This is a genomic window from Rathayibacter sp. VKM Ac-2857 (genome assembly GCF_013205025.1).
Classification (GTDB): Bacteria; Actinomycetota; Actinomycetes; order Actinomycetales; family Microbacteriaceae; genus Rathayibacter.
The window spans coordinates 1,118,633-1,130,894 of sequence record NZ_JABMLE010000001.1 but is presented as its reverse complement, the minus strand read 5'-3'; the positions used below and the strand labels follow the sequence as shown (position 1 = coordinate 1,130,894).

Below are 12,262 nucleotides of genomic sequence, written 5' to 3'. Positions count from 1 at the left end.
CCTGGGTTCGGCACCCCGGCCGACCCGCGCGAGAGGACCGGTCAGGACACGTGTCGACTGACCGAAGGTCTCGTTCGCCCGGTTCCGCGAGGATCCGGGTGGCGCGCCGGGTCCGGGACTCTCCGGACCAGCATGTCGACGCGCCTCGTCGTCCGCTCGGCGGACGGTGGGAACTACTCCCCTTCGCAGAGAACACCGTAGCCGACGCGGCGCCCGAGCGCCCCGGTGATCGCGGCGCGAGGGGCGATCACCCCGGGTAGGGTCGAGCCGCGGCGGAGCCTCCCCGGCCCGTCCCCGCGCTGCCCCGGCGCCCCTCGAAGTGGAGGCCGCCCATGTCCGGCGACAGCGCACCGACCAGCCGACTCGTCGCCGAGCTGGAGGAGCGCGCGCGCGAGGCGCTGCCCTGGTTCGTCGCCGACTACTACGGCGCCGTCGCGGGCGGGCGGGCCGAGCGCGACGCCGACCTCGCCGCGTGGGACGCCGTGCGCTTCCGGCCGGCGGCCCTGAACGGCGAGCTCGACGAGGACACCACGACCACGGTCCTCGGCACGCCGGTCCGCGGCCCGGTGCTGGTCGCGCCGATGGCGCAGCAGAACGCCGCGGATCCGCGGGGCGAGATCGCGATGGCGGAGGCGGCCGCGCGCGCGGGCACCCTCCTGGGCGTCTCGACGAACACGGCCCTGCCCTTCGCGAGCATCGCCGCCGCGGGTGCGCCGTGGTGGTTCCAGGTCTACCTGCTCGCGGACCGGGACGTGACCCACGCCCTCGTCGAGCGGGCCGCGGCGAACGGCGCCCGCGCGCTGATGCTCACGGTCGAGATGCCGGTGCTGCGCGGCGAGCGACCCGGCATCGAGCCGCTGAGCTGGCCGGAGATCCCCGGCAAGGCGCGGCTGGGCAACCTGACGGAGCAGGAGCGCTCGCTCGTCCTCGGCCGACCCGTGCCGAATCCCGGGCTCGACGACATCGGCCGCCTCCGCTCGCGGACCGGCCTGCCGGTGCTGGTGAAGGGCGTGCTGCGCGGCGAGGACGCGCGCCGGGCGGTCGACGCGGGCGCCTCCGGTGTCGTCGTCTCGACCCACGGCGGCCGGCGGATGGACGGCTCGATCACCGCGGTCGGGGCGCTCGCCGAGGTGGTCGCCGCCGTCGGCACCGACGCCGAGGTCTACGTCGACAGCGGAGTGCGCTCGGGTCGGCACGTGCTCGCCGCGCTCGCGCTGGGTGCGCGCGCGGTCTTCGTCGGGCGGCCGCTGATGTGGGCGCTCGCCGTCGGCGGTGCCGACGAGGTCGCCGCGCTGCTCGGCGTGCTCGACGCCGAGTTCCGGGTCCTGCTGCGGCAGTCGGGCGCGGCGTCGATCCGCGATCTGGCCGGCCTCGTGGCCCGATCCTGACGCCGCCGGCCCGGTCGGGGCGCCGTCCGCGGTCAGGCGGCGATCACGCCGCGATCCTGCCGCGGTTCCGGCGGCGCTCCTGCCGCTCGTGCTCCGCGTCGAGCAGCGCGCGGGTGCGCTCGGTCGCGAGGAGCTCGACGAGGGCGTCGGTCTCCTCCTCGATCCGCTCGCGCAGGTCCAGCGGCTCGCTGTTCAGGAGGCGCTTGGCCGCGGCGGACACGAGCGGCGGGCGCGCGGCGAGCGCCTGGACGCGCTCCTCGACGCGGCTCGCGAGCTCGGCGCGCGGGACGACCTCGGTGACGAGCTGCCACTCGAGCGCCTCGGCGGCCCGGACGGCGCGGCCCGAGAGGACGAAGTCGAGCGCGCGACGACGGCCGATCGTCGCGGGCAGGGTCGCCGTCACTCCGCAGTCCGGGACGAGCCCGACGTCGCCGTAGGCGCTGACGAAGGTGGCGGCCGGGGTCGCGACGACGATGTCGGCCGCGAGCGCGAAGGCGATCCCGGCCCCGGCGGTGACGCCGTCGATCGCGCAGACGACGACGGCGCGGCTCTCGCCGAGGAGGCGGAAGGCCTCGCCCGCGGTCGTGGCCAGGTCGCGGAGGTAGTGCTCGGGCCGGTCCGCGCCCATGATCGCCGAGACGTCGCCGCCCGTGCAGAAGGCTCGACCGGCGGCCTCGACGACGATGACGGAGCAGTCGGGATCGGCGTTCAGCTGGATCAGGGCGCGGACGAGCTGCAGGGCGGTGTCGAGATCGAGGGCGTTGAGTGCGTCGGGGCGGTCGAGCACCAGGCGCGCGACGGGTCCGGTGCGCTCGAGGCGCACGGTCTGGGGGCGGGTGGGCATGGCGAGGCCTCTCAGGGGCGAGGTCGGAGGAGTCGCGGACCTCGCCTTCGGGTGCAGAGGTGCCGCGGCGCCGCACGTCGGGTCGTTGGCGCAGAATGACATTCGCAGCCCTCGGTCTCCTCGGATCGGTCTGCTCGGCTGATCCTCAGGCACGCTTCGCATCCCGTCTAAACTGCTCGGGTGATTGATCCCGTACTTCTGCGCGAGCACCCGGACGTCCTCAAGCGGTCGCAGGAGGCGCGCGGCGACTCCGTCGAGCTCGTCGACGAGGCCCTCGAGTCCGACCGCGTCCGCCGGGCGGCGATCACCGAGGCCGAGCGCCTCCGCGCCGAGCAGAACGCGTTCGGCAAGACCGTCGCGAAGGCGCCGAAGGACGAGAAGGCGGCCCTGGTCGCCGAGGCGCAGCGCCTCGCCGCCGCCGCCAAGCAGGCGCAGCAGGAGGCCGCCGAGGCCGACGAGCGCTTCGGCTCGCTCGTGAAGCGGCTGGCCAACCCGATCATCGACGGCGTGCCCGCCGGCGGCGAGGACAAGTTCGAGCTCGTGCGCACGGTCGGCGAGCGCCCGGTCTTCGACTTCGCGCCCCGCGACCACCTCGAGATCGCCGAGCTGCTCGACGGCATCGACATGCAGCGCGGCGCGAAGGTCAGCGGCGCGCGCTTCTACTTCCTCAAGGGCCTCGTCGCCCGCCTCGAGATCGCGCTGATGAACCTCGGGCTGGAGCGCGCCCTCGAGGCCGGCTTCACCCCGCTGATCACCCCGACGCTCGTGCGCCCCGAGATCATGGACGGCACCGGCTTCCTCGGCGAGCACGACGACGAGGTGTACCGCCTCCGCGACGACGACCTCTACCTCACCGGCACCAGCGAGGTGGCGCTCGCCGGCTACCACGCCGACGAGATCCTGGATCTCGCGGGCGGCCCCATGCGCTACGCCGGCTGGAGTACCTGCTACCGCCGCGAGGCCGGCTCGGGCGGGCGCGACACCCGCGGCATCATCCGGGTGCACCAGTTCAACAAGCTCGAGATGTTCGTCTACACGCTGCCCGAGGACGCGGAGGCGGAGCACGCGCGCCTGCTCGCCCACCAGGAGGGCGTGCTGCAGAGCCTCGGCCTGCACTACCGCGTCATCGACGTCGCCGCGGGCGACCTCGGCCAGAGCGCCGCGCGCAAGTTCGACGTCGAGGCCTGGGTGCCCACTCAGGACGCCTACCGCGAGCTGACGTCGACCTCGAACTGCACCACGTTCCAGGCCCGCCGCCTCGACACCCGCTACCGCACCGAGTCCGGCAAGACGGCGCCCGTCGCGACCCTGAACGGCACGCTGGCGACGACCCGCTGGATCGTCGCCCTGCTCGAGACGCACCAGCAGGCCGACGGCTCGGTGCTCGTCCCCGAGGCGCTGCGCCCGCACCTGGGCGGCCTCGAGGTCCTCGAGCCGGTCCGCACCGCATGAGCGCGGGTCGCCGCCTCATCGCCCTCGACATCGACGGCACCGTCATGCACGAGGACGGCACCATCACCGACGCGGTCGTCGAGGCGATCACGCGAGTGGTCGCCCAGGGCGACGAGGTCATGCTCGCCACCGGCCGCTCGCCGTCGACCACGCTGCCCGTCGTGGCGCGCCTGGGCATCGCTCCGGAGTTCGTCATCTGCTGCAACGGCGCCGTCACCCTGCGCCGCGACGCCGAGGCCGAGGGCGGCTACCGCCCCGACGTCGTCGAGACCTTCGACCCCACCGAGGTCCTGGAGACCATCCGTCGCCACCTGCCCGACGCGCACTACGCCGTCGAGGACGCCGACGGCGCCTTCTCCTACACCGAGGCCTTCCCCGGCGGAGCGGTGATGGGCGCCGAGACGGTGCACGTGCCTTTCGAGGAGCTGCTGGGCAAGCAGTCCACCCGCGTCGTCGTCATCTCACCCGGCACCGGCATCGAGGAGTTCACCGAGCTCGTCGAGCGGATGGGCCTGCACCAGGTCAGCTACGCGATCGGCTGGACCGCCTGGCTGGACATCGCCCCCCATGGCGTCAACAAGTCGACCGCGCTCGAGCTGGTCCGCGACCGCCTCGGCATCGAGCGGAGCGACGTGGTCGCGCTCGGCGACGGCCGCAACGACATCGAGATGCTCACCTGGGCCGCCGAGCACGGCGCCGGCCTGGCGATGGGTCAGGCGCCCGCGGAGGTACTCGCAGTAGCGTCCGCGATCCTCCCCGGCGTGCACGAGGACGGCGTCGCCGTCGCCCTCGCCGACCTGCGCTGACCCGACGCGGCGGTCGCCGCGCGCCCTCGCGCGGCCGTCGGTTACCATCGACTGTCTCTCCCCGCGGGGCGAGACAGGGAGGGCTGTCCGAGCGGCCGATGGAGCCAGTCTTGAAAACTGGTGGGCAGAGATGTCTCTAGGGTTCGAATCCCTAGCCCTCCGCCACTGCGATCGAGCGGCGAAGCCGCCCCCTGGTGACGAGGACGAGCACGCGATCCTGCCGTCATGCCGGCTGAGGAGCCCGCAGGGATGCGCATGCTGGTCGACCAGCCGGCAGGGATGTGCATGCTGGTCGACTAGCCGGCAGGGATGTGCATGCTGGTCGAGTAGCCCCGCAGGGGCGTATCGAGACCCACCGTCATCAGCAGGGTGGGTCTGCAGACTCGTCCTTCTGGCATGGGTGGATCTCGATACGCCCGCTACGCGGGCTACTCGATCAGCATGGGGTCGTCCTCACGCCGTCACGGTGATCTTTCCGATGGGAGGACGCGGCGGCGTTCCCTCATGCTGGTCGAGTAGCCCCGCAGGGGCGTATCGAGACCCACCGTCATCAGCAGGGTGGGTCTGCAGACTCGTCCTCCTGACGTCGGTGGATCTACTTGGAAGAGACGCCCGCACTCATGCTGGTCGAGTAGCCCCGAAGGGGCGTATCGAGACCCACCACCCCAAGGACGTCGGTCTCTTCCCCGCCCCGCGCTGGCGCCGGAGGCGCCCCCTCCGCTCGATACGCCCGCTACGCGGGCTACTCGATCAGCATGGAGGGCCTGCTGCATGTCGCTGGCGCGCAGCGACCTCGCCGTCGGACCCGACCCTAAAGTGACGTTCTGTCGATGATCGAGCCGGGTCGACTCCGCCGAGACGGATCTCCGAGCTTCGGGCCGCCCGCCTCTCGATGGAGAAGGAGCCGTCATGCGCGAGAACGTCCCCGGGCCCCGTGCCGAGCGCCTGCGACCGGGCGTGTACGCGACGCGGGACGACAGCGGCACCACCGTGCTGGCGTGGCCCAGGTCCTTGACGCTCGGGGGCGGCGCGGCGGTCGACGAGCGACTCCGGCAGCTCGTCGACGGCTGCCGGGGCGGCGCCGACGATCCGGTCACGGTGCGACTGCGCGAGGACGGCTGGCTCGTCCAGGAGTTCGGCGACGACGACGGTCCCGGCTTCGACGTCCGTCCGCTGCGGGCCGCGGTGGAACCCTCTTCCGTGTCCGTCACCGACCTCGACCTCGACCTCTCGAGGTTCGCGGTGGTCCGCCGGGACGGCCCGGACCTGCTCGTCGAGTCGCCGCTCGCCAGTGCCGAGATCGTGCTGCACCGTCGGTCGCTCCTCGCCGAGGCGCTCTCGGGTGTCGGCGGGCTCGCCGCGGCCCTGCACCGAGAGCTCCACCGGCACGGCTTCCTCGCGGAGCCCGGCGGCCGGGAGGACGCGGAGTTCCGCTTCCGGCAGTGGGCGCCCCACGAGCTGCTCTTCTGGGATCGCAGCAGGCCGGGCTACCGCGGAGCGGAGGGAGACTTCGGCGGCACCTGGTGGGGCGGGAAGGCGGGGTTCGCTCCGGAGGGCGCCGTCCCCGCCCCCTTCGGCGGGCACCGGGTCGCGCTCCCGCCGGTCGACATCGCCGCCCTGCGCGCGAGCGACCCGCCGTACGCCGAGGTCGTCGAGCGCCGGACGTCCCTGCGCGAGCACGACGACGACGCGCCGATCGACGTCGCCGAGCTCGGGGAGCTCCTGTTCCGGACGGCCCGGGTCCGCGGGACCCGCGTCGACCACGGGACGGAGGTGGTCAGCTCGCCGCGGCCGTCCGGCGGCTCGCTCTCCGAGCTCGAGCTGTACCTGGCCGTCTCGCGCTGCGCCGGGCTCGATCCGTCCTTCTACCACTACGACGCGCACCGCCACGAGCTCGAGGAGGTCTGCGGCATCGGCCGTCCCGCGGTGCGCCGGATGCTCCGCGTCGCGAGCCGGGCCGCCGCGATCGACGCCGCCCCGCAGGTCCTGATCGTCGTCTCGGCCCGGGTCGGCCGCGTGCTGTGGAAGTACGAGCAGATGGCGTTCGAGCTCGTGATGAAGGACACCGGTGTCCTCCATCAGGCTCTCGCCGGGGCGTGCAGCGCGATGGAGCTCGCAGGATGCCCGCTCGGCACCGACGACCCCGTCGCCTTCGCCGAGGCGACCGGCCGCGACCCCCTCCTCGAGTGCAGCGTGGGCCAGTTCCTCGTCGGCTCGAGGCTCCGCAGCACCCCGGCGGTGGCGGAATGACCCTCACCGTGGACACCAGCGCCTGCGTGATCGACCACGAGGGCCGCACCTACGGCATGACCGCCGCCGGCGACATCGTCCTCACCGGCGAGATCGCGGGCTGGATGCGCGTGATCACGGCCTGGATCCTCGCCGGGGACGACGTCGAGGAGCGCGCGCGGTCGCTCGATCCCGCCCGGGCGGATCAGCTCCGGCTCGTGCGGAGCGCGATGCTCTCCCTCGGCCTGCTCCGCGAGGTGCCCGTCGCCGGTCGCGTCCGCTTCCTCGGCGAGACGGAACTGCTGGAGCGGGCAGTGGCGCTGAGCGGCCGCGAGCTCCCGGAATCCTGGCTCGCCGTCGGCCCGACAGCGGGGCGGTGGCTGATCGACGAGGTCCGCGAGCATCCGGAGAGGACCTGCGGGGCGGTGCTGCTGCGCGAGGGTGCGGCGCTCGTCGTCGGCCCGACCACCGGGTCGGAGCTGCTCCCGGTGCTGGTGGCCGTGGCGGAGCGCGTCGTCGAGGCGGGCGAGCCCGACAAGGACGTCGTGCGGCTCGCCGTCGCCCAGCTGGTCCGCCGGGCTGCGTCCGGTCGCACGGATCCGTGGCGGGCGAGGACGGTGACCGCGGTGGGATCGGTGCTCACCCGGATCAGCCCGCACCCGTGGCAGGCCGGGCAGCCGGAGGTGACCGGTCCGTTCGAGGAGCGCGCGATGACCGTCGTCGACCCCGACTTCGGGGTCCTCCGCCTGATCGAGGAGGCGGACCTGCCGCAGGTGCCGCGCCACCACTCCCGAGCGCTGGTCGCCTGCGACGCCGTCGTCGCGAGGCGCGACGCCGAGGTCGTCGGCGAGGGTGCGGATTTCGCAGCGGCGCGGGCCGACGCCGTCCGCCGGGCGCTCGCGGTCCGCGCGGAGTCGGTCCTCGATCCGCGCCGGGTGCTCGACAGTGCCGGCCGAGCGCTCGCCGCGCCGACCGCGACCCTCGAGGAGCTGCGCGAGGCCGTCCGCCGCGTGATCGCCGAGCCCGCCGCGTTCACCGTCCCGGGCCGCCGCCTCACCGACGGCTCGAGTGTCCGGGTGCCGGTCTCCCTCGTCTTCCGCTGCTCGGACACCGCACCGACCACCGGCGGCCTCGGAGTCGCCGAGACGGCGGAGGAGGCGCTGAAGCTCGCCCAGGCGACGGCTCCCGCCTCCGATCCCCGGGCCGTCGTCGTCGATCTGGACCACGACCCCGTCGTCGCGAGACTCGGGCTCGTCGTCCGCAAGGTGGTGATCCTGCCGTGACCGGGAGCGGGACCACGAACGAGACCGCGGACGCCGGCCCGGAGGACGGACTGCTCCAGCGAGCCCTGGGCGGCGTCGGCGCGGCGAGCGGCATCACCGTCCGCGCGTCCGACACCTGGCGGATCCCCGGCCCTCCCGCGGCGGACGTACCGTGGCTCCCCGCGCACGTCGAGGTGAACCGCATCGTGATCGGGCCCCTCGTGCGTCCCGGAATCCCGGGCTGCCCGCGGTGCCTGGCGCTCCGGCGGGAGCGCTTGAGTGGCGCCGAACCCTGGCGGCTGCGGCTGCGGGAGGAGTACGCGGAGCGGCTCGAGGGCCGGCGCCCCGAGGCGCTCGACGAGCTGGCGGCCGAGGTCGCGGCGATCGCGCTCGAGCGCCTCCTGGCCCGGGAGAGTGGGGACGCGGGCGCCCAGCGCCGGGTCGCGGTGGTCCGCCTCGACACGCTGGAGGTGGAGTCGCACGCCTTCCTCCCCGAGCCCCTCTGCGAGCTCTGCGGCGACCTCCCGGAGGACACCGCCGCGGCTGCCCAGCACGTCCTCACGCCGCAGCCCAAGATCGTCCCGTTCGGCGCGCGGATCCGCGACGTCGTGCGCGACTCAGACGGCCTCCGCTCGCTCTACATCGATCCGTTCTGCGGCACGATCGCCGCCACGAGCCGCGGTGACGAGGGCGGTCTGGTCATGGCTGCCGCGCCGATGCCGATGCGCCTGGACGGTCTGGTCGAGCCGGGCTACGGGCGCGGCCGCGACTACCGCTCCGCCGAGGTCACCGCGGTGCTGGAGGCGCTCGAGCGCTACGGGGGAGTCGCCCCGGGCGGTCGCCGGTCCGCGGTGCGGGGGAGCTTCCGCGAGCTCGCCGCCGACGCCGTGCATCCCGACGTCTTCGGGCGGCATCCGGACGAGTCCTACGACGATCCGGCCTTCCGGTACCGGCGGTTCGACGAGGACGTCCCGATCCAGTGGGTCTGGGCGCACTCCTTCGCCGAGGGCCGCGCGCGGCTCGTGCCGGAGGCGCTCGCGTACTACTTCTCGCAGCGACTGCGCGGGGACGACCCGGTCTCGTACTACGAGGTCTCGAACGGCTGCGCGCTGGGCTCCTCCTGGGAGGAGGCCGCCCTGCACGGCCTGCTGGAGACGGTCGAGCGCGACGCGTTCCTCTGCACCTGGTGCACCCGCAGCGCGCCCGCCGGCATCGACCTGAGCAGCTGCCGCGATCCGCTCGTCCCCGCTCAGGCGGCGGCGATCACCGCCGCGACCGGCTACGAGGTGGTCGCCTTCGACGTCACGACGGACTGGGGCGTCCCGGCGGTCTGGCTGCTGGCGACGCGACAGGGCGACTCCGGGCCGGCCGCCCTCTGCACCGCCGGGGCGGGCCTCGACCCCGAGCGCGCCCTGCTGAGCGCCTTGAACGAGCTCGGCCCGATCCTGGCGGACCTCCTCCGGCGGTATCCGGGCGAGGAGGCGCACGCCGCGGAGATGGTCCGCGATCCGTTCGCCGTGCGGACGATGCTCGACCACTCCGCGCTGTACGCGCATCCGGACGCCCGCCACCGCCTCGAGTTCCTGCGCGGCGGTCCGACGATCGGCATCGACGACGTCGGCGGAGCGGACCGCGTGCGCCCGGACGCCGCCGACCTCGCGGTCGACCTCCGCGCCGTGGTCGAGCGGATCGGCGAGGTGCTCGTCGTCGACCAGACGACTCCGGAGCACCGCGCGGGAGGATTCGCCTGCGTGAAGGTGCTCGTGCCGGGCGCCGTGCCGATGACGTTCGGCCATCGCAACCGCAGGATCGACGGGCTTCCCCGGCTCCTCGAACTGCCGCGGCGGCTCGGCCGGCTCGACCGCGACCTGCGGCCGGACGAGCTGAACCCCGACCCGCACCCGTTCCCGTGACCTCCTCGCCCGCGAACGGAGGAGGCACGCGGTCCGACCGGGCTCTCGGCAGAGGCTCGGAGGTCGCTCATCCGCGCCGACCCGAGCGCGCCGACCCGCGCCGTCGTGAGCACATCCTCGACGCGATGCGCGATCTCGTCCTCCGCTGGGGCTACCGCAAGGTCTGCATGCAGGACGTGGCCGACGCCGCCCACGTGGGCAAGGGCACGCTCTACCTGCACTGGAGCAGCAAGGACGAGCTCCTCGACGCGGTCCTCGTCCGCGACGCGGGCCGGATCGACGCCGAGCTGGGGGCGGCGCTGCTGCGCCGGCCGGAGCTGGTCGCGTTCGGCACCACGGCGGCGATGCTCTATCACGGGACCATGTCGGTGCCGCTGCTGGGCGCCTACAACCGCGGTGACACCGCGGTCCTCGGCTCCCGAGGTGCCCGGCCCGGGACCCCGGACCGACTCGGTCTCTCCCTCGTCTCCCGCCTCGCCGACCCGCGCTACCTCGGTGCGCTCAGCAGGCACCACCTCGTGATCGGCGATGCGCGATCGGAATCGGGTCGGCTGGCCGTCGGAGCGGTCGTCGGCGGCTTCGTCCTGCGGCCGGAGGGGGCCGGCGACGTCGGTCGGGCCGGTGACTGCGCCCGGCTCCTCGGCACGGTCCTGCAGCGGTCGTTCGGCCAGCCGGTCCACGACCGGCACGACGAGTACGAGGCGGCGGTCGCCGAGACGGTCTCGCCCGAGGGTCGGTGGATCGTTCCGACGCAGCCGGGGACGGCAGAAGGCTCCCGTCCTGCCTGACGCGGGACGGGAGCCTGAGTCGGCACGCGGAGGGACGCGTGCTCGCGGACCGGGCCGAGGGATCGACCGGCGCGCGCTCTGCGACGTCGTTCAGTCGTCGGGGCCGCCGCAGCAGATGTAGCAGATGCAGTTGGAGGCGGCGAGCTCGTTCATGCCGTGACCGGCGGTGAGCGACTCGACGATCCCGCCCTGGTCCGCCACCTCGAACACGGTCATCGGCAGGTCCCGGACGTCCATCAGGTGCTTCTCGTTCATGGTCTCTTCTCCTTCGCTCTGTGCGCGTCTCGCCCGGGACGACCCCCGAGGCGATGACCCGACTCTGCGCCGGTCACCGGCGCATTCCACCCTCCGATGAACGGGTGACCAGGATCCGCGCTCGGTCATCCGTCCCGACCGATCGCGACGTGATGGCGCTGCCATCCGCCAGATGGCGGGAGGACGTGCGTCGGTGACCGGATGACTCCGGCCCGGCGCATCGGCAGAGTGACCGGTGGCGCCGGCCCCTTCCCGGGACGTCGCCCCACCCGCACGTCCTGTCGAAGGAGACACGATGCATGTCCACGGACCCACCACCAGACTTCGCCGCACGGCCGTCGCACTGGCCGCTGCCGCGGTCGTGCTGCTCCCGCTGAGCGGCTGTCAGAGCGCAGCGTCGACGCCGGCGGGCGAGCGGCCCGCCGAGTGCGACGGCGTCGGCCTGACGCGCGTCGGCTACTCGCCCTACTCCAACACGGGCGGCTACTTCCCGCTGGTCGAGAAGGGGCTGGAGGGCGTCCTGTCCGACTGCGGCATCGACGTCGTCACCTCCGACCCCGACGGCGAGTCCGGCGAGCAGGTCTCGGGCATCGAGAACCTGGTCGCCGCCGGAGCGAAGGCCGTGATCGTCTGCCCGACCGATCCCAAGGCGATCTCCCCGGTGGCGCGCCGGCTCACCGCTCAGGACGTCCTCGTGATCGGCCTCGCGACCGACATCCCCGAGGCGGATGTCGTCTTCAACCTCGACGACCGCGCCTTCGGCGAGCTCGAGGGTGAGAGCGCCGGCGGCTGGCTCGCGGCGAACCGCGTGGACGAGAAGCCCACGGTCGCGATCCTGCACCAGGACTCGGGCGGCGAACCGCTGATCGCCCGGCACGAGGGCGTCATCGCGGGGCTCGACGCGGCGCTCGGCGAGGGGGAGTGGACGCTCGTCAGCGAGGTCGAGGCGTACCAGGAGGACACCGGCAATGCGCAGACCGCCACCGTGCTGCAGGCGCACCCCGATCTCGACCTGATCGTGGGGCTCAACGACTCCAGCGCTCTGGGCGCGATCTCGGCGGTCAAGGCCTCCGGGCGCACCCCCGGCGAGGACGTGGCGATCGTCACCGGCGGCGAGGACGCGCGCATCCTCCGGGGCGTCCTCTCCGGCGAGGTCGTCTCCACTGTCGGCCTCTTCCCGGTCCAGCAGGGCGAGATCATCGCGCGGACGGTGCTCGAGCTCGCCTCCGGCACGGAGGTCGAGCGCGAGCAGATCGTCCCCGCCGAGCTGGTGACGGCGGAGAACGCCCAGGCGATCCTGGACTCGCTCGAATGACGGCGTCGCT

Annotated in this window: 10 protein-coding genes and 1 tRNA gene; 9 read left to right on the top strand and 2 right to left on the bottom strand. The window is 73.7% G+C overall.

The genetic code is table 11. The features are described from left to right. Positions 1-332: 332 nt before the first annotated feature. Positions 333-1,388 (top strand): alpha-hydroxy-acid oxidizing protein, encoded by a 1,056-nt coding sequence (locus HQQ86_RS05230; RefSeq protein WP_173286981.1) that lies wholly within the window; start codon positions 333-335, stop codon positions 1,386-1,388. Between the two features lie 43 nt (positions 1,389-1,431). Here HQQ86_RS05230 and HQQ86_RS05225 read toward each other — a convergent pair whose 3' ends face one another. Next, positions 1,432-2,232, bottom strand: coding sequence for an enoyl-CoA hydratase/isomerase family protein (locus tag HQQ86_RS05225; protein WP_173286979.1), 801 nt, complete (start codon positions 2,230-2,232; stop codon positions 1,432-1,434). A 180-nt stretch (positions 2,233-2,412) separates the two neighbouring features. Here HQQ86_RS05225 and serS point away from each other — a divergent pair, with 180 nt between their 5' ends. From serS to HQQ86_RS05190, 7 genes are all read left to right on the top strand, one after another. Next, positions 2,413-3,684 (top strand): serine--tRNA ligase, encoded by a 1,272-nt coding sequence (gene serS, locus HQQ86_RS05220; RefSeq protein WP_173286977.1) that lies wholly within the window; start codon positions 2,413-2,415, stop codon positions 3,682-3,684. Next, positions 3,681-4,490, top strand: coding sequence for an HAD family hydrolase (locus HQQ86_RS05215; RefSeq protein ID WP_173286975.1), 810 nt, complete (start codon positions 3,681-3,683; stop codon positions 4,488-4,490). The genes serS and HQQ86_RS05215 overlap by 4 nt, the downstream gene beginning before the upstream one ends. Positions 4,491-4,567: 77 nt before the next feature. Next, positions 4,568-4,655: transfer RNA gene (locus HQQ86_RS05210), tRNA-Ser, on the top strand. 744 nt (positions 4,656-5,399) lie between these two features. Beyond that, positions 5,400-6,740, top strand: coding sequence for a SagB family peptide dehydrogenase (locus HQQ86_RS05205; protein ID WP_173286973.1), 1,341 nt, complete (start codon positions 5,400-5,402; stop codon positions 6,738-6,740). Continuing rightward, positions 6,737-8,002: a hypothetical protein gene (locus tag HQQ86_RS05200; protein ID WP_173286972.1), complete on the top strand. Its 1,266-nt coding sequence runs from the start codon at positions 6,737-6,739 to the stop codon at positions 8,000-8,002. Before HQQ86_RS05205 ends, HQQ86_RS05200 begins: the two co-directional genes overlap by 4 nt. Continuing rightward, the gene (locus HQQ86_RS05195; protein ID WP_173286970.1) at positions 7,999-9,894 is read left to right on the top strand and encodes a TOMM precursor leader peptide-binding protein; all 1,896 of its coding nucleotides are present in this window, start codon (positions 7,999-8,001) and stop codon (positions 9,892-9,894) included. The genes HQQ86_RS05200 and HQQ86_RS05195 overlap by 4 nt, the downstream gene beginning before the upstream one ends. Positions 9,895-10,019: 125 nt before the next feature. Beyond that, complete coding sequence (locus HQQ86_RS05190; RefSeq protein ID WP_173286968.1) at positions 10,020-10,682, top strand: TetR/AcrR family transcriptional regulator; 663 nt, start codon at positions 10,020-10,022, stop codon at positions 10,680-10,682. Between the two features lie 90 nt (positions 10,683-10,772). Here HQQ86_RS05190 and HQQ86_RS05185 read toward each other — a convergent pair whose 3' ends face one another. Next, a complete protein-coding gene (locus HQQ86_RS05185; protein ID WP_254071784.1) occupies positions 10,773-10,937 on the bottom strand; it encodes a thiomuracin/GE37468 family thiazolyl RiPP peptide in 165 nt (54 codons plus the stop codon). Between the two features lie 295 nt (positions 10,938-11,232). Between HQQ86_RS05185 and HQQ86_RS05180 the strand changes: the two genes are divergently transcribed. After that, a complete protein-coding gene (locus HQQ86_RS05180; RefSeq protein ID WP_173286966.1) occupies positions 11,233-12,252 on the top strand; it encodes a sugar ABC transporter substrate-binding protein in 1,020 nt (339 codons plus the stop codon). Positions 12,253-12,262 lie beyond the last annotated feature (10 nt).

Excerpts from the sequence above, each read along its gene's own strand:
- HQQ86_RS05230 (WP_173286981.1), top strand. The coding sequence starts at position 333 with ATGTCCGGCGACAGCGCACCGACCAGCCGACTCGTCGCCGAGCTGGAG.
- HQQ86_RS05225 (WP_173286979.1), bottom strand. The coding sequence starts at position 2,232 with ATGCCCACCCGCCCCCAGACCGTGCGCCTCGAGCGCACCGGACCCGTC.
- HQQ86_RS05215 (WP_173286975.1), top strand. The coding sequence starts at position 3,681 with ATGAGCGCGGGTCGCCGCCTCATCGCCCTCGACATCGACGGCACCGTC.
- HQQ86_RS05205 (WP_173286973.1), top strand. The coding sequence starts at position 5,400 with ATGCGCGAGAACGTCCCCGGGCCCCGTGCCGAGCGCCTGCGACCGGGC.
- HQQ86_RS05200 (WP_173286972.1), top strand. The coding sequence starts at position 6,737 with ATGACCCTCACCGTGGACACCAGCGCCTGCGTGATCGACCACGAGGGC.
- HQQ86_RS05190 (WP_173286968.1), top strand. The coding sequence starts at position 10,020 with ATGCGCGATCTCGTCCTCCGCTGGGGCTACCGCAAGGTCTGCATGCAG.
- HQQ86_RS05185 (WP_254071784.1), bottom strand. The coding sequence starts at position 10,937 with ATGAACGAGAAGCACCTGATGGACGTCCGGGACCTGCCGATGACCGTG.
- HQQ86_RS05180 (WP_173286966.1), top strand. The coding sequence starts at position 11,233 with ATGCATGTCCACGGACCCACCACCAGACTTCGCCGCACGGCCGTCGCA.